This is a genomic window from Micromonospora arborensis, from assembly GCF_003205615.1.
In the GTDB taxonomy this organism is placed as follows: domain Bacteria; phylum Actinomycetota; class Actinomycetes; order Mycobacteriales; family Micromonosporaceae; genus Micromonospora; species Micromonospora arborensis.
On the sequence record NZ_PYBV01000016.1, the window covers coordinates 199,957 to 222,004 of the forward strand.

At 74.4% G+C, this 22,048-nt stretch carries 21 protein-coding genes; 9 read left to right on the forward strand and 12 right to left on the reverse strand.

What is annotated here, in order from left to right; translation table 11 throughout:
• Window positions 1-94 precede the first annotated feature (94 nt).
• The 9 genes from C7C45_RS14050 to C7C45_RS14085 all read right to left on the reverse strand — a co-directional run bounded on the left by C7C45_RS14050 (window position 95) and on the right by C7C45_RS14085 (window position 11,706).
• A complete protein-coding gene (locus tag C7C45_RS14050) occupies window positions 95-1,354 on the reverse strand; it encodes a DNA polymerase IV (protein ID WP_110564094.1) in 1,260 nt (419 codons plus the stop codon).
• Between the two features lie 61 nt (window positions 1,355-1,415).
• Window positions 1,416-2,588, reverse strand: a complete 1,173-nt coding sequence (locus C7C45_RS14055) for an alkaline phosphatase family protein (protein ID WP_110564095.1) — start codon at window positions 2,586-2,588, stop codon at window positions 1,416-1,418.
• The gene (locus C7C45_RS14060; protein ID WP_110564096.1) at window positions 2,585-3,355 is read right to left on the reverse strand and encodes a methyltransferase domain-containing protein; all 771 of its coding nucleotides are present in this window, start codon (window positions 3,353-3,355) and stop codon (window positions 2,585-2,587) included. The genes C7C45_RS14055 and C7C45_RS14060 overlap by 4 nt, the downstream gene beginning before the upstream one ends.
• Window positions 3,352-3,528: a hypothetical protein gene (locus C7C45_RS34065; RefSeq protein ID WP_167454721.1), complete on the reverse strand. Its 177-nt coding sequence runs from the start codon at window positions 3,526-3,528 to the stop codon at window positions 3,352-3,354. Before C7C45_RS34065 ends, C7C45_RS14060 begins: the two co-directional genes overlap by 4 nt.
• A gap of 95 nt (window positions 3,529-3,623) precedes the next feature.
• The gene (locus C7C45_RS14065; RefSeq protein WP_110564097.1) at window positions 3,624-7,034 is read right to left on the reverse strand and encodes an error-prone DNA polymerase; all 3,411 of its coding nucleotides are present in this window, start codon (window positions 7,032-7,034) and stop codon (window positions 3,624-3,626) included.
• A 171-nt stretch (window positions 7,035-7,205) separates the two neighbouring features.
• Window positions 7,206-8,819 (reverse strand): DNA polymerase Y family protein, encoded by a 1,614-nt coding sequence (locus C7C45_RS14070; RefSeq protein WP_110564098.1) that lies wholly within the window; start codon window positions 8,817-8,819, stop codon window positions 7,206-7,208.
• Window positions 8,816-9,541: a hypothetical protein gene (locus tag C7C45_RS14075; RefSeq protein WP_110564099.1), complete on the reverse strand. Its 726-nt coding sequence runs from the start codon at window positions 9,539-9,541 to the stop codon at window positions 8,816-8,818. The genes C7C45_RS14070 and C7C45_RS14075 overlap by 4 nt, the downstream gene beginning before the upstream one ends.
• Before the next feature lie 102 nt (window positions 9,542-9,643).
• Window positions 9,644-10,093, reverse strand: a complete 450-nt coding sequence (locus C7C45_RS14080) for an SAV_6107 family HEPN domain-containing protein (RefSeq protein WP_007463070.1) — start codon at window positions 10,091-10,093, stop codon at window positions 9,644-9,646.
• A 416-nt stretch (window positions 10,094-10,509) separates the two neighbouring features.
• The gene (locus C7C45_RS14085) at window positions 10,510-11,706 is read right to left on the reverse strand and encodes an FAD-dependent monooxygenase (protein ID WP_110564100.1); all 1,197 of its coding nucleotides are present in this window, start codon (window positions 11,704-11,706) and stop codon (window positions 10,510-10,512) included.
• 87 nt (window positions 11,707-11,793) lie between these two features.
• Here C7C45_RS14085 and C7C45_RS14090 point away from each other — a divergent pair, with 87 nt between their 5' ends.
• The 7 genes from C7C45_RS14090 (at window position 11,794) to C7C45_RS14120 (ending at window position 17,937) form a co-directional block, all read left to right on the forward strand.
• Window positions 11,794-12,528, forward strand: coding sequence for a TetR/AcrR family transcriptional regulator (locus C7C45_RS14090; protein ID WP_110564101.1), 735 nt, complete (start codon window positions 11,794-11,796; stop codon window positions 12,526-12,528).
• A gap of 36 nt (window positions 12,529-12,564) precedes the next feature.
• The gene (locus C7C45_RS14095) at window positions 12,565-13,053 is read left to right on the forward strand and encodes a YbaK/EbsC family protein (protein ID WP_110564102.1); all 489 of its coding nucleotides are present in this window, start codon (window positions 12,565-12,567) and stop codon (window positions 13,051-13,053) included.
• 65 nt (window positions 13,054-13,118) lie between these two features.
• Window positions 13,119-13,889: a monooxygenase gene (locus tag C7C45_RS14100; protein WP_110564103.1), complete on the forward strand. Its 771-nt coding sequence runs from the start codon at window positions 13,119-13,121 to the stop codon at window positions 13,887-13,889.
• Window positions 13,886-14,437, forward strand: coding sequence for a GNAT family N-acetyltransferase (locus C7C45_RS14105; RefSeq protein ID WP_110564104.1), 552 nt, complete (start codon window positions 13,886-13,888; stop codon window positions 14,435-14,437). The genes C7C45_RS14100 and C7C45_RS14105 overlap by 4 nt, the downstream gene beginning before the upstream one ends.
• Window positions 14,434-15,315 (forward strand): carotenoid biosynthesis protein, encoded by an 882-nt coding sequence (locus C7C45_RS14110; protein WP_110564105.1) that lies wholly within the window; start codon window positions 14,434-14,436, stop codon window positions 15,313-15,315. Before C7C45_RS14105 ends, C7C45_RS14110 begins: the two co-directional genes overlap by 4 nt.
• The gene (locus tag C7C45_RS14115; RefSeq protein ID WP_110564106.1) at window positions 15,312-16,439 is read left to right on the forward strand and encodes a glycosyltransferase family 2 protein; all 1,128 of its coding nucleotides are present in this window, start codon (window positions 15,312-15,314) and stop codon (window positions 16,437-16,439) included. Before C7C45_RS14110 ends, C7C45_RS14115 begins: the two co-directional genes overlap by 4 nt.
• 10 nt (window positions 16,440-16,449) lie before the next feature.
• Window positions 16,450-17,937 (forward strand): phytoene desaturase family protein, encoded by a 1,488-nt coding sequence (locus C7C45_RS14120; protein ID WP_110564107.1) that lies wholly within the window; start codon window positions 16,450-16,452, stop codon window positions 17,935-17,937.
• 10 nt (window positions 17,938-17,947) lie between these two features.
• Here the strand turns inward: C7C45_RS14120 and C7C45_RS14125 are convergent, their stop codons facing one another.
• Together C7C45_RS14125 and metF are read right to left on the reverse strand one after the other, a co-directional pair.
• Window positions 17,948-18,637 (reverse strand): CDP-alcohol phosphatidyltransferase family protein, encoded by a 690-nt coding sequence (locus C7C45_RS14125; protein ID WP_110564108.1) that lies wholly within the window; start codon window positions 18,635-18,637, stop codon window positions 17,948-17,950.
• Window positions 18,638-18,681: 44 nt separating this feature from the next.
• On the reverse strand, window positions 18,682-19,599 hold the full coding sequence (gene metF, locus C7C45_RS14130) for a methylenetetrahydrofolate reductase [NAD(P)H] (protein WP_110564109.1): 918 nt from the start codon (window positions 19,597-19,599) through the stop codon (window positions 18,682-18,684).
• Window positions 19,600-19,849: 250 nt separating this feature from the next.
• On the opposite strand from metF, the gene C7C45_RS14135 reads away from it, so the two are divergent.
• A complete protein-coding gene (locus C7C45_RS14135; protein WP_110564110.1) occupies window positions 19,850-20,239 on the forward strand; it encodes a helix-turn-helix domain-containing protein in 390 nt (129 codons plus the stop codon).
• 9 nt (window positions 20,240-20,248) lie between these two features.
• Window positions 20,249-21,331, forward strand: a complete 1,083-nt coding sequence (locus tag C7C45_RS14140; RefSeq protein ID WP_110564111.1) for a polyprenyl synthetase family protein — start codon at window positions 20,249-20,251, stop codon at window positions 21,329-21,331.
• A gap of 165 nt (window positions 21,332-21,496) precedes the next feature.
• On the opposite strand, the gene C7C45_RS14145 is transcribed toward C7C45_RS14140, so the two are convergent.
• Entirely contained in the window at window positions 21,497-21,886 is a 390-nt protein-coding gene (locus C7C45_RS14145; RefSeq protein ID WP_110564112.1) for an Rv2175c family DNA-binding protein, read from the reverse strand.
• Between the last annotated feature and the right edge of the window lie 162 nt (window positions 21,887-22,048).

A 22,048-nucleotide genomic window follows, 5' to 3' on the forward strand; every position in this document is an offset into this window, starting at 1 on the left:
GGTCGGGCCCACTCGGGCCGACAGACCGTGGCAGCCAACCGGCTGCTTACCCGCAAGTCTACGAGGGGGGTCGCGCGTCGGAAAGCGGGACGACCTACGGGCGGGGTGGATTTTCCTTTCGACGGGCAGCACGGTCGCCCATCAGACTGGCCGGACCTATGACGGACCGCCCGAAACGGGCAGCAGCGGCGTCCGCGGCAGCTTCCGCTTCGCGCCAACCACGCTCGGGTGCGCCGAGGGTGAGCTGTCGCGGTGCGCCCACTGCCGGCGCGAGCCCTTCCACCCGAACACCAACGAGTCGGATCCGCTCGCCCGGGTCGAGTGCGGTGTAGAGCGCCCAGACCGTGTCGAACATCTCGCGGGCGGTGTCGGTGGGCACGTCGAGGGTGCGGGAGCGGCTGACGGTGCGGAAGTCGGCCAGCCGCACCTTCAGTGAGACGGTGCGCCCGACCTGCCCGGAGCCCCGCAACCGGACGCCGACCTTCGCGCTGAGCGCGAGCAACGCGCGGCGGATCTCCAGCGGGTCGGCCACGTCGACGTCGAAGGTCACCTCGGCGCCGATGGACTTGTCGACGTGCTCGGGGCTGACCCGGCGCGGGTCCCGTCCCCAGGCCAGCTCGTGTAGGTGCGCCGCCGAGGCGGCACCGACCGCTCGGCGGAGCATGCCCACCGGCGCCTCGGCGAGATCGCCGACGGTGGCCAGGCCGAGCCGGCGCAGCGCCTCGGCGGCGCGCTCCCCCACCCCCCACAGCGCGTCCACCGGAAGCGGGTGCAGGAAGTCGAGCACCTGCCCCGGGGGCACGACCAGCAGGCCGTCCGGCTTGGCCCGGGTGGAGCCCAGCTTGGCCACGAACTTGCTCGGCGCCACCCCGACCGAGCAGGTCAGCTCCTGCTCGTCGGCGACCCGGCGGCGGATCAGCCGGGCGATGGTGGCCGGGGAGCCGAAGAGCCGGCGGGCACCGGTCACATCCAGGAACGCCTCGTCGAGGGAGAGCGGCTCGACCAGCGGGGTGACGTCCCGGAAGATCTGCATCACCGCCCGGGAGGCCGCCGTGTAGGCGGTGAACTCCGGTGGCAGGAAGACCGCGTGCGGGCAGCGGGCCCGGGCCTGACTGGTCGGCATCGCGCTGCGCACGCCGTAACGGCGGGCCTCGTAGCTGGCCGAGCTGACCACCCCGCGTGGCCCGACCCCGCCGACGATGACCGGCCGGCCGCGCAACTCGGGTCGGCGGCGCACCTCGACGGCGGCGAAGAAGGCGTCCATGTCGACGTGCAGGATCGGACTGCCGGAATCGTCGGCGTCCGGCCCGAAGCGCGGATCGTCGCCCCGGGGCAACGACTGGCTGCGGCCCATCCCGGCAGGTTAACCCGGGGGTACGACACCACCAGCCGCCGGTCGGCCGGACCTGCCCCGGTCAGCCGCGCACGACCAGCAGCGGCACGGTCAGCTCGGCGGCGGTGTCCGACCCGTGGTACGCCACCAACTTCGACGCCATCGGCCGCTCGGTGCGACTGGCCATGACCGCGTACGTGTCGTTGCAGGTCACCACCACGTCGCCGATCCGCGCCAGGTGCTCCTCGGGCACCGGCCCGAACCAGCCGGTGGCCACCACCTCGGCACGGGTGCGTACCCGCGCCGCGGCACCCAGCACCTCCGACCAGGCGGCCAACACGTCGTCGACCGCGCCCGGCTCGACGTGCAGGTAGCGCACCCGGGCCTCGCCGGCCACCAGCCGCACCCCGGCCCGCAGCCGCGGATCGGTGTCCAGGTCGAAGCGGTGCGCGACGGGTACGTCGAGTTGCCCGTGGTCGGCGGTCACCAGCAGCGCCGCGTCCGGCGGCAACCCGTCGACCAGTTGGGCGAGCATGGCGTCCACCTCGGTGGCGGCGACCCGCCAGGGCGCCGAGTCGACGCCGCTGAGATGGCCGTGCCGGTCCAGGTCGGCGTGGTAGCCGGAGACCAGGGTCGGCCCGGAGCCGGCGGCCAGCGCGGCCAGCATGGCGGCGGCCACCGCGTCCCCGCCGGCGGCGCCCCGGAAGTCGCCGCCCCGGTTGGCGGCCAGGGTCAACCCGCTGCCGCCGAACTCCGGCCGGCTCACCACGGTCGTCGTCACGCCGGCGGCGCGGGCCCGTTCCAACTGTGTGGGCACCGGCTGCCAGAGCAACGGCGACGGGTCGGCGGCCCAGTCGGTGTGGGTGAGCACCCGATCGGTACCGGGCACCCGCACGGTGAAGCCGAGCACCCCGTGCGCGCCCGGCGCGACGCCGGTGCCCAACGACACCAGACTGGTCGGGGTGGTGGACGGAAAGCCGGCGATGAGCGGCCGGGCCACCGTCGCCGCGAGCCCGGCGAGGGTCGGCGCGTACGGCGCGGCGGTCGGCAACTGGTACCAACCGAGCCCGTCGACCAGCAGCACGGCGATCCGGCGTACCCCGGCCAGCGCGGGAACGAGCCCGAGCGGATCGGCCGCACCGGGCACGCCCAGCACGGCGAGCGCGCTGGGCAGCACATCGGCGATACGTCCGCCGCCGTGACCCGGCCCGAGGATCTCCAGCGGCGCCGGCAGGCCGCCGACCTCGGCGATCATGCCGGCCGGCGGGCGAACAGGTGCAGTTGGGCGGCCACGTCCCGGTACGGCGGTTGGGCGGCCAACGCACGTTCCAACTCGACCAGGGCGGCGGACTGCCCATCGGCGACCGCGGCCGGCAGCAGGTCGGCCAGCACGCGTACCCCGTGGATCTCCTCGACCACCAGCCCGGCGGCGCCGAGCAGCGCGGCGGCGTCAGCGGCGTCGTAGCGCCGGCGCAGCGTGTCCCGCGGCCCGGCGGTGCCGGCCGGATCGGCGGCCAACGCGGTCGCGATGTCCAGATGCCCGTTCATCGCGCGGCCCAGCACGGCGGCCGCCCGGCCCGCCACCAGCACACTGGCCGCTCCGCCGGGACGCAACGCGGTGGCCAGCGCGGCCACCACCGGCGTCGGGTCGTCCACCACCTCCAACACCGCGTGGCAGAGCACCAGGTCGACGCCGGCCGGCTCGACCAGCCCGGCGAGGGCGTCACCGTCGCCCTGCACCGCGGCGATCCGGTCGGCCACCCCGGCCTCGGCGGCCCGGCGGGTGAGCGCGGCCAGCGCGTCCGGGCTGGCGTCGACCACGGTGACCCGGTGCCCGGCGCGGGCCAGCGGGACGGCGAAACCGCCGGTGCCGCCGCCCACGTCCAGCACGGTGAGCTCGGCGTCGCCGCGCCGGTCCAGCTCGGCGCGGAGCACCGACCAGATCACGGCGGTGCGGGGTGTCAGCGGCGGCCCGGCGAACCGGCCTCGGGTCTGCTCCACCCGGTCGAGCCTAGTGGTCAGGACTCGGTGCCCTCGACCTCGTCCTCCGCCCGGGAACGGCGCTCGTTGGCCACCGGGCCGTTGGTCACCTCGTACTCACGCGGGTCGGCGAGGTGCGACGGCACCCAACCGGCACCCAGCCGGGTCCGCCGGGCGTTGGCGATTCCACCGGTGTACGCGTGATTGCCCGTCACTGTCATTCCCCCTAAAACGGATCACGGGCCACTCTGCCCGCTCGGGGAGGAGTCTCCCGCCCAGCGGCGCTGAAAACCGTAATGTGAATCACTCTTCAGCGGAAGTCACGGGAGGCGGGGCTGACCGGCGGCTCGATGGCGTCCAGCCGGTCGGCGACCAGGTTGGTCACCCCCTCGTGCCGCTGCAGCCGCCCCCGGACCACCAGCGCGGCGCTGGTCCGGGCCACCCGCCGGTAGCGCTGCCACAGCCCCGGTGAACAGGTGACGTTGAGCATCCCCGTCTCGTCCTCCAGGTTGAGGAAGGTGACCCCGCCCGCGGTCGCCGGGCGTTGCCGGTGGGTGACGATGCCGCCGACCCGGATGCGTTGCCCCGGCTCCACCCGGCCGAGCCGGGCGATCGGCACCGCGCCGAGCACGTCGAGCTGACCCCGGATGAACCGGGCCGGATGGCTCTCCGGCGACAACCCGGTGGCCCACACGTCGGCGACCAGCCGGTCCACCGCCTCCATCCCGGGCAGCGTGGGCGCCGCCGCGCCGGTGACCGTGCCGGGCAGCCGGCCCGGCCGGTCCTGGGCAGCCGCGCCGGCGGCCCACAGCGCCTGTCGCCGGGTCAGCCCGAAACAGGCGAAGGCGTCCGCGGTGGCCAACGCCTCCAACTGCGCGGAGGTGAGACCGACCCGCCGGGCCAGATCAGGCATGTCCCGGTACGGCCCACCGGTGGCCCGTTCGGCCTCGATGCGCTCGGCCACGTCGACGCCGAGGGTCCGTACGCTGGACAGGCCGAGCCGGACGGCCGGACCGCCCAGCCCCCAGGCGTGCGGTGGCTCCCCCGGCCCGCTGCCCCACCGGGTGTCCGGGGTGGCCTCCAGCACCGCCAACGCCCCGCTGGCGTTGATGTCCGGACGACGAACCTCCACCCCGTGCCGGCGGGCGTCGTCGACCAGGGTCTGCGGGGAGTAGAAGCCCATCGGCTGGGCGTTGAGCAGCGCCGCCAGGAACGGCCCCGGGTGGTAGCGCTTGAGCCAGGAGCTGGCGTACACCAGGTAGGCGAAACTCATCGCGTGGCTCTCCGGAAAGCCGTAGCTGGCGAACGCGGTGAGCTTGCGGTAGACGTCGTCGGCCAGCTCGCCGGTGATGCCCCGCTCGGCCATCCCCTCATAGAGCCGGTCGGCGATACGGGTCATCCGCTCGACCGACCGTTTGGCGCCCATCGCCCGGCGCAGCTGGTCGGCCTCGGCGGCGTCGAAGCCGGCCAGGTCGATGGCGAGCTGCATCAACTGCTCCTGGAACAACGGCACACCCAGGGTCTTCTCCAGGGCGTTGCGCATCAACGGGTGCGCGAAGGTCACCGGCTCCTGCCCGTTCTTGCGCCGGATGAACGGGTGCACCGAACCGCCCTGGATCGGGCCGGGCCGGATCAGCGCCACCTCGACCACCAGGTCGTAGAACTCGCGGGGCTTGAGCCGGGGCAGGGTGGCCATCTGGGCGCGACTCTCCACCTGGAACACCCCGACCGAGTCGGCCCGGCAGAGCATGTCGTAGACCTCCGGGTCGTCCAGGGTCATGTCACCCAGGTCGAGGCTCTCGCCGATCATGTCGTAGCCGTAGTGCAGGGCGGAGAGCATGCCGAGCCCGAGCAGATCGAACTTGACCAGGCCCACCGCCGCGCAGTCGTCCTTGTCCCACTGGAGCACGCTGCGCCCGGGCATCCGCCCCCACTCCACCGGGCAGACCTCGATCACCGGCCGGTCGCAGATCACCATGCCGCCGGAGTGGATGCCCAGGTGCCGCGGGAACGTCTGCAACTCGTTGGCGTACTCCACCACCTGCTCGGGGATGTTCTCGACGTCGACCGTGGCGACCGAGCCCCACCTGTCGATCTGCTTGCTCCAGGCGTCCTGCTGCCCCGGCGAGTAGCCGAACGCCTTGGCCACGTCCCGCACTGCCGAGCGGGGCCGGTAGGAGATGACGTTGGCGACCTGGGCGGCGTGCTCCCGGCCGTAGCGGGTGTAGACGTGCTGGATCACCTCCTCCCGGCGGTCGGACTCGATATCCACGTCGATGTCCGGTGGGCCGTCCCGCTCCGGGGCGAGGAACCGCTCGAAGAGCAGCCGGTGCCGGACCGCGTCCACATTGGTGATCCGCAACGCGTAGCAGACCGCCGAGTTGGCCGCCGAACCCCGACCCTGGCAGTAGATGTCCTGGTCACGGCAGAACGTGACGATGTCGTAGACCACCAGGAAGTAGCCGGGGAAGCCCAGCTCCTCGATCATGTTCAGCTCGTGGTCGAGTTGCGCGTACGCCGCCGGGTGCGCCTGCGGCGGCCCGTAGCGCTCCCGCGCGCCGTCGGCGGTCAGCTTGCGCAGCCAGCTCATCTCGGTGTGCCCCGGCGGCACCGGGTACGCCGGCAGCTGCGGCGCGACCAGTTGGAGGTCGAAGGCCAACTCGGCGCCGAACTCCGCGGCCCGAGCCACCGCACCCGGGTACGCGGCGAACCGGGCCGCCATCTCCGCACCGCTGCGCAGGTGGGCGGTGGCCGCCGCGGGCAGCCAGCCGTCGATCTCGTCCAGGCTGCGTCGAGCCCGCACGGCGGCGACAGTGGTGGCCAGCCGACGCCGGCCGGGGCTGGCGTAGTGCACGTTGTTGCTGGCCACCGTCGGCAGCCCGGCCGCGGCGGCCAACTCGGCGAGCGCGTCGTTGCGGTCGGCGTCGACGGGATGACCGTGGTCGGTCAGCTCCACCGCCACCGTCTCCGCACCGAAGAGCGCGGTCAGCCGGTCCAACTCGCGGGCGGCCGCGTCCACCCCCTCGGTGAGCAACGCCCCCGGCACGTGCCCCTTGCGGCAGCCGGTCAGCACCAGCACGTGGTCACGCAGTTCTTCGGCGACCTCCTCCAACTCCCCGTAGACCGGGCGGCCCTTCTCCCCGCCGCGCAGTTGGGCGCGGGCGATGGTGGTGGCCAGCCGGGCGTACCCCTCATGGCCGTGCGCGAGCACCAGCAGGTGCGCGCCGTGCGGGTCGGGTTCGCCGTTCTGCGGGCCGGGCAACCCGAGGGAGAGCTCCGCGCCGAAGATCGTCGGCAGACCCAACGTACGAGCCGCCTCGGCGAAACGGACCACCCCGTAGAAGCCGTCGTGGTCGGTGACGGCGAGCGCGGTGAGCCCCAGCCGGGCCGCCTCCTCAGCCAGCTCCTCCGGGTGGCTGGCACCGTCGAGGAAGCTGAAGTTGGTGTGCGCGTGCAGCTCCGCGTAGGGCACCACGCCGTCGGGGCGGGTCAGCTCCGGCGGCTGGTACTGCTCGCGCCGGCGGCTCCAGGCCGGGGAGTCCCCACCGTCGGCGTCCACGGCGAGCGGGTCCACCACGTGCAGGTGCCGCTCCTCGCGCGACCGCCCGCCGCCGGAGCCACCCGACCTGCCGGAGCCGTCCGACCTGCCGGAGCCGCCGCCCCGCCCGGAGAGCACCCGCTCCAGCTCCGACCAGGGCATCTTCGGGTTGTGGAAGCTCATCGCGCCGCCCGCACGGGTGGCCGGATCCCGACGGCCGGATCCACCGACGAGAGGGTCGGTGAGCGATATACCTGAGAGTCATGAATATGCCTGGCAGGTATATCGCTCACCAGGGCATCCGCCTCCGGCACGGAGCGGACCGACGACCGGCCGGGACGGGACAGGGTCACCTCAGTCATAGATCGCCTCCACCAACCACTGGCCGGCCTCGACGGCGAGCAGCAGAGCGGTGCCATCGGCGAGGCCGACCTGGAACCGGGCCCGGCGGCGGGCTTCGGCCGGTGCCCACCAGCGCTCGTCCACCGGCCATGGGCCGACCCAGCCCACGATCTCCGCCGGTTGGCCGGTGCCGACCACCAGCCGGGCCGGTGGGGCGCTCACCGCCAACCGCGCGCTGATCACCACCGGCTCACCAACGGCGTCGTGCACCGTCGCCGGGAGCGGGCTGGGCAGCACCACCGCCGGCGCGGGCGCCGGCAGCCGGCCCGGCCACGGCGGAGCCCCGCCTCCACCCCGGCCGGTGGCCGGATCGGCGCCGGCATCGGCCGGCGGGCCGGGGCGGGCGGGGAGACGTTCGTCGCCCCACGGCACCAGTCGCACCTGGTCGGCCGGGGAGCGTCCACCGCCGAGCACCGCGGTGACCACCGCTTCCGGGCCGAGGATGCCCTGCACACGGCTCAACGCCCGGTGCGCCCGTTCCCGCTCCTCGCCGGTCTCCCCCCACAGGCCGGCTTGCAGACCGGCCTGGGCGATCACCCCGTCCGGGATCAGTCGCAGCCGGATGATGCCGGACGTCGGTCGAGCCGGTCGGGCGCCGGTGCGGCCGTTGCTGCCGGAGAGCCAACCATCGAGCTGCCAGCGCACCCGGTCGGCGATGGCCCCGGCCGTGAGCAGGCCGTCGTGCCGCCACACCCGGTGCAGCTCCTGCCCGTGCTCGGTGACCGCCTCGATGCCGAGCCGGGTGCAGGCCAGCCCGTGCCCGGCCAACCGCTCGTGCAACTGCTCAGCCAGCGCCCGGGCCACGAACGCCGCCGCGTCGACCCGGTCGATCGGCTCGTCGTGCTCGGCGGTCACCGTCAGGTCGGCCGGCGGCTGCCGGACGGCGAGTGGGCGGTGGTCCCGCCCGGCGGCCAGCCGATGGGCCAGCGCACCGTCGAAACCGAACCGGGCCAGCACGTCGCCAGCCGGCAACGCGGCGAAGTCGCCGAGGGTACGCACCCCCAGCCGGCGCAGCAGGTCGGCCAGCGCCGACCGGCCAAGTGCCTCGACCGGCAACCCGGCCAGGAACTCCGGCGTCCCGCCCGGTGCCACCACCCGGCCCTCGCGCGCGGCCAACCCGGCCGCGAACACCCCGTCGGCGATGCCGACCTGGCTCTCCACCAGGCACGACTGGGCGACGTGCTCGATGATCCGCTCGGCGGCCGCCTCCTCACCGCCGAGGTAACGGCTCGGCCCCCGGGCAGCCACCGCGCAGGCGCCCGGACGGACCACCTCCACGCCGGCGACCAACTCCTCCACCGCGGCCACCACCGGCTCGAACGCCCGCGCGTCCCGACCCGGGTCATACTCCACGACGGTGAGCTGCGGGCATCGCCCCTGTGCCTCCCGCTTGCGCAGCCCTCGGCGCACCCCGTCGGCGCGGGCCCGCTCGGAGCAGGCGACCACCCGGTTGGCGTGCAGAACGGCGACCGGGCCGGTTGCCGGCACCCCGTCGACGATCTCGGCGGCGAGCACCGGCCAGTCCGGGCACCACAGCAGCAGAGTCCGTGCCGGCGAACCGGTCACCCCCGACCGACCAGGGCAAGCGACGCGGCCGGTCGGCCCACGGTCGACGGCACCGAACGGGGAATCACCCGGGTCAGCTCGTCACCGGGGAGCCAGACCTTGATCTCCTTGGGTCGAGCAGCCGCCCCACGCCCGCGCGCCGAGACGGTGACCTCCCGGCGGCGCAGCCGCCCCCGGCCCTGCCCGAGCCCTTCCCAGACTCCACGAACCACCTGCAGTGTCACGTCCGCGCCGTCCCACCGGCCGTACGGAACGAGCACGCTGCCGCGCTGCCGGGCCCGGGCGGCCAACCGGGTGGCGACCGAGGCGGAGACCGCGGCCGGCACGGTGGTGACCACGACGTCCACCCCGTCGATCAGCGCGGCGACCACGGTGGCCCACTCCGGGCCGGGATTCGGCACCAGGGCCAACCGGTCCAGGGCGATGCCCAGCTCGGCGGCCGCGCCCGCACCGAACGTCGGCACACCGACCACGGCGCACCACGAGCCGGCCCGGGACGCCTCGGCGAGCAGGGCCAGCATCAGCGAGGTGCCACCGCTGCGCCGGGCCTGGCCGGCGGCGACCGCGATGGTGCTCCCCCGGCGCAGACCCCGGTTGGGCAGCAGACCGGTCAGCTCGGGCGCCACCGGCAGCACCCGGTGACCGCCGACCGGGTCGGGTGCGCTCGCCGGGCGCACCAGATCGGCCAGTGCGGCGGAACCGACCACCATGCGGCCCGCCATTGGGACCAACCCCCCGTCGTTGCTGTGGATCAGATCAGGACTGGCACGCCGTGCCACCGGCCGCCCGGCTCCCCCCGCGGGGCGGTCGGTGACACGGCGGGATCAGGCGGCGAGGCCGTCCAGGGCCGGCTGGTGGGCCACGCCGAGCGCGGTCTCCACCACCGTGACGAACTGTTCGGCAGCGCGGAGCAGGTCGTCGGCCTCCCGGGCGCTGACCACCCGGGGGATGCCGGCCTCGGCGGCGGCGCGCTTGCTGGCCCCGGCGGCGAAGAACCGAGACCACTCGTCGAGCTCCGGAGCGACGGCGCAGAGGAGGACCCAGACACTGGTGATCCGGTTGCGCCGACTCGGCGCGGGCCGGGCACGGGCGGCGAGCAGAGCAGCCGCCGCGCGCAGCGCCGCCAGGTGGGCAGCCGCGTAGCGCAGGCCGTCAGGTCGGGTCTGGCCGGCCTCGACCAGCCCGCGCCGGGCCAGGGTGAGGAGTTGGGCGGGGGTGCGGTGCGGCAGCACATGCGCCGGCACCGTCGGTGCCTGAGCCGGGTTGGTCGGCATGGATGTCTCCTCCACGTGGCCGGGGCGTCGCCTCGGCGCGCTGGTGCCGCCGATGAGACGCCGAGGTCGGGTGGTGCGGAGGAAGACGCACCGGGTGTGGCCGGCCGGGTGTGGATGCTTCCCCACACCTCACCCGGCCGGCGTACCGGCGGGTGCGTCGCCCGCCGCCCGGGGGTCGTGGGCGGCGGACGACGCTCCTGCCTGTCGGGACCAGGCTCGCGACTGCCCGGAAACCCAGGTGCGGCCCGCGGAGCCGCACCGCCCGGAGGTGGCGCCGCGAAACGCCGCGCTCCGGCTGGTTGGAACGGGCGTTCGAGGCAATCGAACACTCGTTCTAACTGCTGCTGACAGTACACCTCCCCACCGACGAAAATGCAACGTGTGACGCACCGCCCGTGCGCACCGGGCGCGGCGGCTCAACTCGGGGCCGGATAGTCGGGCAGATCGAGGTCGGTGGCCAGGGAGCGGGTGCCGCGCACCAGCAGAGCCTGGACCGGCCGGGTACGCAGCAGCCGGTTGCGCAGCCGGAGCCCGCTCGCGGTGGCCGGGGCGAGGAACGGGCCGGGGTTGGCCCCGCGCTGCCAGCGCATCGCATAGTCGCGCAGCCGCCGCTCGTACGCGGGAAAGGCGATCCGGTGGTCGCCGGCCGCCGCGGCCAGCTCGCCGGCGAGCACGTACCCGCCGACGATGCCGGTGCCGACCCCCATCCCGCCGAGGGTGACACCCCAGGCCGCGTCGCCGAGCAGCGCGGTGCGACCGGCGTGCCAGCGCGGTACGCGCACCTTGCTGATCGAGTCGAAGTACAGCTCCGGCACGTCGCGCAGGCTGTCCAGCAGGTGCGGCACGTGCCAGCCCAGCCCGTCGAACGCCGTCGTGATGATCTTCTTCTGCTGGTCGAGGTCGTACCAGTCACCCTCCGGGTCGGGCACCGTGAAGACCACGAAGGCGCCGGCCCGGGTCGGATCACTCTGGTCGGCGGCGACGCTGACCATCCGCCCCGGCACGTTGTACTGCTGCGACAGGGCACCCACCCCCAGCTCGTTGGGCAGCTCCCAGCCGGCCAACTGGTAGCCGAGGTGCCGCACGTACCCCGACTCCGGGCCGAAGGCCAGCCGGCGTACCCCGGAGTGCAGACCATCGGCGCCGACCACCACGTCGACGGTGCGTGCACCGGCCCGGTCGAACTCGACGTGCACCCCGTCGACGGTCTCGGTGAGCGCGGCGATCTGGTCGCCGAACAGGTACTCGGCCCGGTCGGCGCTGCGCTGGTGCAGGATCCGGGACAGGTCCCGGCGGCGGACCTCCAGCTCACCCCCGGCGAACTCGGCGGGCAGTCGGAAGATCTCCCGACCGCGCTCGTCCACGCAGCTCATCGCGCCGCCGTGGGTCTGCACCGCGCGCAGGTCGTCGAGCACCCCCATCGCGGCCAGCACCCCCAGGTGGGTGGGGCCGCGGAAGTCGACCGCGAAGCCGCTGGTGCGCAACGCGGGGGCCAGCTCGACCACGGTGACCTCGGCGCCGTAGCGGGTCAGCCACCAGGCCAGCGCCGGCCCGGCGACGCCGGCGCCGGAGACGAGGACGCGCAGACCGCGCAGGGGAAAGGGGTACGACATGGAAGACCTCCAAAACTGTGTCCTTCGGATACAGATTACTCTAGACACAGTTCAGCGACCTGGACAAGACAGCTAGACGGGAGACCGATGGACCCGGTGGACGCCACTGGCGCGACGCAGCGCCAACGCCTCGTCGATCTGCTCTGGCAGCCGCCGAGCCCGCCACGACGCGGCCCTCGACCCACGCTCACCCTGGCCGTCATCGCCCAGGCCGGCATCGCGGTCGCCGACGCCGACGGGCTCGGCGCGGTGACCATGCAACGGGTCGCGGAGTCGCTGGACGTGACCAAGATGGCGCTCTACCGGTACGTGCCGGGTAAGACCGAACTCGTCGCCCTCATGATCGAGGCCGGGATCGGGGAGCCACCCACGCTGCCCGCCGACGCGCCCTGGCGCGACCAGTTGGACGCCTGGGCACGGCAGATGTACGACCGGTTCCGCCGGCACCCGTGGGCGGTGGCCGCCACCGTCGGCGTACGGGTGCTGGGGCCCCACGAGCTCGGTTGGATGGAACGGGCCATCGCCGCCCTGGACGGCACCCGCCTGCACGGCGGAGAGAAGCTCGACGTCGCGGTACTCCTGGTCGGGCACGTCCGCAACCTCGCCCAGCAGGTGGCGGGTATCCCCACCGAGACCCCGGAACAGGCCATGGCCCCGGGGCTGTCCGAGCTGCTGCGAGGGCGCGAGCAGCGATTCCCGGCGCTGCTCGAGGCGGTGGCCTCCGCCGCCGTTCAGGACGGCCGCGACCAGGCACTCGACTTCGGCCTGGCCCGGATCCTCGACGGGGTGCAGCTGCTGGTCACCGAGCGCGCCCGGCCCTGACCACCCGGCCACCGGTGGACCGGGAAGAATGGCGACATGCAGCCACACCCGAACGTACGGGCGGTGCAGGACGCGCTCACCGCGGCCGGCACGCTCGACGGCGCCGGTGAGCCCAGCACCGTCCGCCTGCTGCCCGACGCGGTGCACACCGCCGCCGCGGCCGCCGAGGCGCTCGGCGTCGAGGTCGGCCAGATCGCCAACTCACTGATCTTCGACGCGGACGACGCGCCGCTGCTCGTGCTCACCTCCGGCGCGCACCGCGTGGACACCGCCGGCCTGGCGGCGTCGATCGGTGTCACCCGGCTGCGCCGGGCCACCCCGGAGTTCGTCCGGGCGCACACCGGGCAGCCGATCGGCGGGGTCGCCCCGCTCGGGCACCCGCACCCGCTGCGCACCCTGGTGGACACGGCGCTGGCGGCGTACCCCGAGATCTGGGCCGCGGGTGGCGTACCGCAGGCGGTCTTCCCGACCACCTACGCCGAGCTGCTGCGAGTCACCGCCGGCAGCCCCGCCGAGGTGGCGTGAGCGAGCGCAGCGAGCGAACCAGCAGGCACAGCAGCGACGCGCTCGCGCCGCCGCGAAGCGGTGGCGTGAGCGAGCGGAGCGAGCGAACCAGCAGGCACAGCAGCGCGGCTCCGGAGCTGGTCACCCTGCACGTGTGGCGGACCTCCCGCGGCGCGCTGCCCCGGGCGCTGAGCCGGATGGCGGTGGACCCGCGCCGGCTGCGGGCCCTCCCGGGCGTCCGGTTCGGCAAGCTGCTGGGCACCGGGACCGGCACCGGCTTCGGGCCGGGCGATGCCGACCTGACCCGGTGGGCGGCGCTGACCGTCTGGGACTCCCCCGCCGCGGCGGCCGACTTCGACGACTCGTCGGTCGGGCGCGCCTGGGCACGCATCGCCCACGCCCAGGCCCGCGTCGACCTGCGTCCGCTGACCAGCCGGGGCGAGTGGTCCGGCCAGCGGCCGTTCGGCGAGCCCTCGGGGGACCGGGTCACCGGCCCGGTGCTGGCGCTGACCCGGGCCCGGTTGCGGGTCCGTCGGGCGGCCACCTTCTGGCGGGCGGTCCCCCCGGTGGCCGCCGCCCTGCGCGACGCGCCCGGTCTGCTGGCCCGGTTCGGGGTCGGGGAGGCGCCACTGGGTTGGCAGGGCACGGTGAGCGTGTGGCGCGACCCTACGGACCTGGTGGCGTTCGCGTACCGTCACCCGGAGCACCGGGCGGCGATCATGCGAACCCCCACCGCGGGTTGGTACGCCGAGGAGCTGTTCGCCCGGTTCGAGGTACGCGACGTGAGCGGCGACCGGACGGTGCTCGGATGGGTCACCGACGGCGGCCCGGCAACGGTGAAGGGTGGACGGGCATGAGGTTGGTGCGCTGGACGCCGGACGATCTCGTCCGGCGGCTGGACGACGTGGTGGCCGTCTACGGCGAGGCGATGGGGTACCGCACCGACCTGCTGGAGGCCCGGCGCGGCTACATCGCCACCCACGTCCGCCGACCGGGTTTCCGGGCGGTCGCCAGCCTGACCAGCGAGGGTCACCTCGCCGGCTTCGGCTACGGCTACCTGGGCGCGTCCGGGCAGTGGTGGCACGACCAGGTGCACCGGGCGCTGGACGCCCCGACCCGTACGCGCTGGCTCACCCACTGCTTCGAGGTGGTCGAGCTGCATGTCCGGCCACCGGCTCAGGGGCACGGCCTGGGCAGCGGCCAACTGCGCGCGCTGCTCGGCATGGCCGAGGGCGACACCGTGCTGCTGTCCACCCCGGAGGCCGACGAGCAGACCTCGCGGGCCTGGCGGTTGTACCGGCGGTTCGGCTTCGTCGATGTGCTGCGCAACTTCCACTTCCCCGGCGACGAGCGACCGTTCGGCGTACTCGGTCGGGACCTGCCGGTCGAGCCACCGGCGTCATGACCCGGCGGATCTCCTGGACGCTGCTCGCCGTCCTGGTGCTCGCCCAGATCTGCTACCCGCTCACCACCGGCGCCACCCGGGCCGGGCTCACCGTGGCCACCGTCGTCCTCGGTTGGCTGCTCTCGGTCGGCCACGCGCTGCTCAGTCGGGGCCCGCAGGTCGCGGCGGCGCTGGTCGCGGTCGCCACCGGCGGCGGGTTCGCGATCGAGGCGATCGGGGTGGCCACCGGTGTGCCGTTCGGCAGCTACGACTACTCCGGCGAGTTGGGCCCCAAGCTGGCCGGGGTGCCGCTGATCATCCCGCTGGCCTGGACCTGGATGGCCTGGCCGGCCTGGCTGGCGGCGGTCCGGTTGACCGGCGGCAACACCGTCGCAACGGCCGGCCACGCCGGCTCGGCGGCCGGCGGCGGCAGGGCGACGGCCGGCCGGTGGGTGGGGAGGATCGCGCTGGCCACGGTGGGACTGGCCGCCTGGGACCTCTTCCTCGATCCGCAGATGGTGGCCGAGGGCTACTGGGTCTGGCGGGACGCCACCCCCGCGTTGCCCGGCCTGCCCGGCATCCCGGTCAGCAACTACCTGGGCTGGCTGCTCTTCGCGGTGCTGCTGATGAGCGCGCTGCGCCCGTTGGCCGGGCCGGCCGCCGAGCACACCGACCGGCGGGACCACCCGATGGTCACGCTCTACCTGTGGACGTACTTCTCCAGCATCCTGGCCCACGCCGTCTTCCTCGACCTGCCCACCTCGGCGCTCTGGGGTGCCGCCGGCATGGCGGTGACCGCCGTGCCGCTGACGGTGACCCTGCTGCGTGCCCGCCGGGGCCGTGACCTCGTCTCCGGCGACCACCAGCCGCACCGCCCCGGCGTCGACGCGACCCGATGACCGTCCTGCTCGTCCTGCTGATCGCCGTCGCCGCGTTGACCGGGCACACCTGGCTCAACGCCGCCGGGTGGCTGCGCCGACCCACCGACCGACCCGACCAGCTCGACGAGCGGGTCGCGGTGCTGCTGCCGCTGCGCGACGAGGCCGCCCGCGTCACCGGATGCCTGCGTGCCCTGCTCGCCCAGCGTGGCGTGCCCGGCCTGAGCGTCGTGGTCCTCGACGACGGGTCGACCGACGGCACCGCCGACGTGGTCCGCGCGGTGGTCGGCGACGACCCGCGGGTCACGCTGCTCACCGGGGTCGCCCCGCCGCCGGGCTGGCTGGGCAAGCCGCACGCCTGCTGGCAGTTGGCCACCCGGGCCGACCCGCACGCCACCGCGCTGGTCTTCGTCGACGCCGACGTGGTGCTCGCCCCGCACGCGGTCGCGGCGGCCGTCACCGAACTGCGCGCCGCCCGCGTGACGCTGCTGTCGCCGTACCCCCGGATCGTGGTGGCGACGGCGGCCGACCGGCTGGTGCAGCCGCTGCTGCAGTGGCTCTGGTTGACGTTCCTGCCGCTGCGCGCGATGGAACGCTCGCCGCGGCCGTCGCTGGCCGCGGCGGGCGGGCAGTTCCTGGTGCTGGACCGGGCCGGCTACACCGCCACCGGCGGGCACGCCGCGGTCGCCGACAAGATCCTGGAGGACGTCGAGCTGGCCCGGGCGGTCAAGCGGGCCGGTGGGCGGATCGCCCTGGCCGACGGTTCCCGGCTGGCCACCTGCCGGATGTACGACGACTGGCCGCAACTGCGCGACGGCTACTCGAAGTCGCTGTGGGCGTCGTTCGGGCACCCCGGCGCGGCGGCCGCCGTGGTGACGCTGCTGCTCCTGCTCTACACCGCCCCGCCGCTGGTCGCGCTGGTCGGCCTCGTGGCCGGCTCGGCGCAGGTGGCCGTCGTGGGCCTGGTGGGCTACCTGCTGGGCGTGGCCGGGCGGGTGCTCACCGCACGGGCGACCGGGGGCCGGTGGTGGCCCGACGCGCTCGCACACCCCGTGTCGGTCGTGGTCCTCGGTTGGTTGACCCTGCGGTCGTACCATCTGCGAAAGCGACGCCGCCTGACCTGGCGGGGCCGCCCGGTCAGCTAGGAGGCGCGGCATGGCGCGGATCGTGGTCGTCGGCGCCGGGGTGGGTGGCCTCGCCACCGCCGCCCGGCTGGCCGCCACCGGGCACCAGGTGACCGTCTTCGAGGCCGCCGACACGGTCGGTGGCAAGCTCGGCCGGTACGCGCACGACACGCCGGCCGGGTCGTTCCACTTCGACACCGGGCCGAGCCTGCTCACCCTGCCCGAGGTCTTCCAGGACCTGTTCGAGGCGACCGGGGCGAAGCTCGACGAGTACCTGGACCTGGTTGCACTGGACCCGATCGTCCGGCACGTCTTCCCCGGCGGCGGGCCGACACTGGACTCGTGCGCCGACCCGGTGGAGTTCGCCACCCGGATCGGGGCTGCCTTCGGTGACCGGGCGGCGGCCGACTGGCAGCGCCTGTGGCGGCGGGCCGAACGGGTGTGGCACGCCTCCGAGCGGGACATTCTGCGCCGTACCGTCGATTCCCCCCGCGACCTCGCGTCGTTGGCCTGGCGGGTCGGTGACCTGGCCGCCATCGCCCCGGGTCGCACGCTGCGCGGACTGGGCCGCCGGCACCTGTCCGACCCGCGGCTGCGGATGCTGCTGGACCGGTACGCCACCTACACCGGCGCCGACCCACGACGGGCGCCGGCGGCGCTGGTCGCGGTCCCGTACGCCGAGCTGACCTTCGGCGGCTGGTATCTGCGCGGCGGGTTGGGCACGCTCGCCGACGCGCTGCTGACCCGCTGCCTGGATCTCGGCGTGGTCGTGCAGACCGACGCCACGGTGACCCGGATCGACGCCACCGGCGGTCGAGTGCACGGGGTACGCCTCGCCGGCGTCACCGCGCCGGTGCCCGCCGACGTGGTGGTGGCCAACACCGACGCGCTCACCGTCTACCGTGACCTGCTGCCGCACCCGGGTCGGCTGGCCGGGCTGACCGACCGCAGCCTCGCCGGTTTCGTGCTGCTGCTCGGCGTCTCCGGCAGCACCGGGCTGGCCCACCACAACGTCTTCTTCCCCGCCGACTACGACGCGGAGTTCGACGCGGTCTTCGGCGACCCCGGGCGGGGCGTACGGGCCCGGCCGGCGGTAGACCCGACGGTGTTCGTCACCGTGGCCGACGACCCGATGGTCCGCCCGGCCGGACATGAGGCGTGGTTCGTGCTGGTCAACGCACCCCGCCACGGCATTGCGGCGGGCGCGGTCGACTGGCGACGCCCGGGGTTGGCCGACGCGTACGCCGACCGGATCCTGGACGTGCTGGCGCGACGCGGGGTGGACGTGCGGGACCGGTTGCTGTTCCGCGAGATCCGCACCCCGGCCGACCTGGACGCGGCGACCGGCGCCCCCGGTGGCTCGATCTACGGCACCGCAGGTGGGCTGCTCCGCCCCGCCAACCGGGGCCCGGTGCACGGGCTGTGGCTGGTGGGCGGCTCCACCCACCCGGGCGGCGGGCTGCCGATGGTGACCCTCTCCGCGCAGATCGTCGCCGACGAGATCGGCCCCGCCTGGTAGGCGCGGACGCTCAGCCGGCGTCGAGCAGGGCGCGTCGGATGCTGGAGAGCAGTTGCCCCAGGCCGAACCCGGCCAGCAGCACCCACACCGCGGTCGCCATGGTGATGGTGCCGGCGGCCAGGTCCGGCTCGATCAGACCGGCCAACCCGGCGACCAGCAGGCCGACCAGCGCCACCGAGACCCGGGTGGGACGTTCGCCCACGGTCACCGCACCGATGTCGCGCATGCCGGCGGCGACCGCCCGGGCTCGGACGTACTCGTGCAACCAGGACAGCGCTCCGCCCGCGACGACCAGCGCGCCCGGCGCGCCCACCAGCCAGAACGCCAGCAACCACGCCACCTCACCGAGCCGGTCGGCGACCGAGTCGTAGACGTAGCCGAGCCGGGTGGTGCGGCCGGTGGCGACCGCCACCGCACCGTCCACGCTGTCGGCCACGGCGGCGAGCAGCACGAACAACGCGCCGAGGAACGGCCCGTCCCCCGGCCGGCCCACCAGCAACGGTACGCAGAGGCAGAGCAGCACCCCGACCACGGTGACCGCGGTGGGGCTGACCCGCAGCCGGCCCAGCACGTACCCGACGTGGTACGCGAACCGCAGCCAGGCGCGCACCACCGGCGCCGCGACCCGAGGGTCGAACCCGCCGTGCAACCGCGCCCACGCCGTGGCGTACTGATCCCAGTTCAGCTGTGTGCCCACCACGGATCAACCGTCGTGCCGGGCATCAGGTGTCGCCGGCCCGGCACTCACAACCGCGCGCCGACCTTCAGGTTCTGCCAGACCTCGCGGGTCGCGGTGGACCGGTTGAGGGTGATGAAGTGGATTCCCGGCACACCCTCGTCGAGCAGTCGGCGGCACATCTCGCTGGCCTGCTCGACGCCGAGCCGGCGAACGGCCTCCGGGTCGTCGGCGACGCGTTCGAAGCGGGCTGCCAGCGCCGACGGGAAGGGCGCACCGGACAGCTGCACGGACCGCTCGATGGTGCCGATCTGGGTCACCGGCATCACCCCGGCCAGGATCGGGGTGTCGCAGCCGGCGGCCGCCACCCGGTCACGCAGGCGCAGGTAGTCGTCGGCCTCGAAGAACATCTGCGTGATCGCGAACTCCGCGCCGGCACGGCATTTACGGACGAACTGGGCGGTGTCACTGGCCACGTCGGGCGAGCGGGGGTGCTTGTACGGGAAGGCCGCCACGCCGACGCTGAAATCGCCGGCATCGCGTACCAGTCGGACCAGGTCCTCGGCGTAGTCCACGCCCTCGGGGTGGCGGATCCACTCACCGCCCGGGTTGCCCGGCGGGTCGCCGCGGACGGCCAGCACGTTGCGCACCCCCACCCCGGCGAGCCGGCCGATCACGTGCCGCAGCTCGGCGACGGAGTGGTTGACCGCGGTCAGGTGGGCCATCGGCAGCAGGGTGGTGTCGGTGGCGATCCGCTCGGTCACCGCCACGGTGGTGTCCCGGGTCGAGCCGCCGGCGCCGTACGTGATCGACACGAACGACGGGCGCAGTGACTCCAACTCGCGGATGGCCTGCCAGAGCAGCCGCTCCCCCACCTCGGTCTTGGGTGGGAAGAACTCGAACGAGAAGGTCGGCTGGCGCTCACGGATGAGCTCCCCGATCGCCGGCTGCGGATTGGGGAGTACCGAGGGAAGACCGAGCGCCACGACCCGACTCTAGCGGGCGACGCCACCACGGCCCAGGAGCTTCCCACCCGGTGACCGGTACCGACCCGGGCGCCCGGGTCCGGCGGGCGGAAGGCGTCGTACCCCCGGGGTAGGAATGGGTGGCGTGGGAGGGGCGGCGGGGGCGGCCCCAGGTCCCACGTGGGGGTCAGCAACCGCGCGGTGACGCCGGTCCCGTCCGGTCGGGCGCGGATGGGGTCGTCACCGACACCGACGCCCGTCAGGAGGACCCATGACCCCGCCCGCATCGCCGCGACCGGCGCAGCTCGGGCCGCTGCTGGCCCGGCGCCGGCTGGCCCGTGGCTGGAGCCAGCAGCGCGCCGCCGCCGAACTGTGTGCCGCCGCCGGGGTGCCGACGTTGAGCCGGCACGAGGTGTCCCGGTGGGAACGACAGCGTCGCGTACCCGGCGGGTTCTGGCTCGGCTGGCTCGCCGTCGTCCTGGACGTGCCGCTGGTGACGCTCGCCGAGGCTGCCGCGGCGACCCGTCGCGCCGGCTCGACGCGGGCCACCGGGCCGGGCCGCACCGCGCTGGCCGGCGCGCGACCGGCCGGGCGGACCGGTCCCGGCCGCACCGGCGGGACTACGCGTGGCGGTGGAGCGCGGTCCGCGGCGACCCGCTAGCGTCGGAGCGTGACCCACGCTGCTCCGGTATCCCCCGTCGACCGCGCCGGCCTACGGCAGCGGGTCGACAAGGCCCTCACCGAGTTCCTCGCCGGCCAACGGGTCCGGCTCACCGCCGTGGACGAGTCCCTGGTCCCGGTGGCCGAGGCGATCGAGGCTTTCGTGCTCGGCGGCGGCAAGCGGCTGCGCCCGGCATTCGCGTACTGGGGGTTCCGGGGCGCGGGCGGGGTGGACGGCGACCAGGTGCTCACCGCCCTGGCCGCGCTGGAGTTCGTGCAGGCCAGCGCCCTGATCCACGATGACCTGATGGACCGCTCGGACACCCGCCGTGGCGAGCCCGCGGTGCACCGGCGGTTCGCCGCCCGGCACCGGGAGGCCGGCTGGGGCGGTGACCCGGACGGCTTCGGCGACGCCGCAGCCGTCCTGCTCGGCGACCTCTGCCTGGTCTGGTCCGACGAGCTGCTGCACTCCGCCGGGCTGGACCTGTGGTCGTTGGCCCGCGCCCGGCCGGTCTTCGACGAGATGCGCACCGAGGTCACCGTCGGGCAGTACCTCGACGTGCTGACCCAGGCCACCGGGGACACCTCGGTGGAACGAGCCAGCAAGGTCGCCCGGTACAAGTCCGCGAAGTACACCGTCGAGCGTCCACTGCTGCTCGGCGCCGCGCTGGCCGACGCGACGGCCGACGTGCGGACGGCCTACTCGGCGTACGGGCTGCCGCTGGGTGAGGCGTTCCAGCTCCGCGACGACGTGCTGGGTGTCTTCGGTGATCCGGCGCTGACCGGCAAGCCGGCCGGGGACGACCTGCGCGAGGGCAAGCGCACCTACCTGGTGGCGGCAGCCGTGGAGACCACCGACGAGGCGGGCCGCGAGCTGCTGCTCAGCCGGCTCGGCGACCCGGAGCTGGACGAGCAGGGGGTGGCGCGGCTGCGCGAGCTGATCTCCGCGAGCGGGGCGTTGGCCCGCACCGAGCAGCGGATCGTCACGCTCACCGACGCCGCCCTGGCAGCCCTGACCGCAGCCGACCTGGAAACCGAGGCCCGCCAAGCCCTGGTAGACCTGGCCATAGCCGCAACCCGCCGAGCCGACTAACCCCCGCCCCCACTCCCGCTCCCCCACCCCCCGCCCCCACCCCGCCCCCACCCCGCTCCCACCGCGTTGATCATGGAGTTATTGCCCTTCGCCTCGGCGTGTCGCGGCAATAACCTCATGATCAACGCGGGGTGGGGGGTTGGGGTTGGGGGGTGGGGTGGGGGTTTAGAAGCCTAGGGCTTGGGCTCGGCGTTTTACTTCGCGGGCCTGGTCGCCGGAGAGGGCGGCGGCTGGGGTGGCGCCGGGGAGGGTGTCGTCCGGCTCGTACAGCCAGCGCAGGGCGGCCTCGTCGTCGTAGCCGTTGTCGGTGAGCAGGTTGAGCACGCCGGGCAGGTGCTTGAGCACGGTCTGGTTGGCGACCAGGTCCGCCGGGATTCGGCGGACGCCGTCGCGGCGGACCGCCAGCAATTCCCGGTCACGGATCATCTGGTGCACCTTGCTGATCGACACGTCGAGGCGCTCGGCGACGTCGGGGAGGGTCAGCCAGTCGGCCGGGTCGGCGGGTCCGGCGAGCTCCAGGCCCGGCACGGCCTGGTCGGGTACGGGTTCGGTCACCCGACCACCCTGCCACGTCGCCGTCGCGACGGGCCACCGGCACCCCGGCCGACCGAGCCGAACCACCTCTCGTGACCGCCGCTGACCAGCGGACGAGGGGCAGCGAGCGCCGCGGGACGGACCGGTTCGGCGTCCGGCTGTAGCATCCTGTTCAACCTTCAC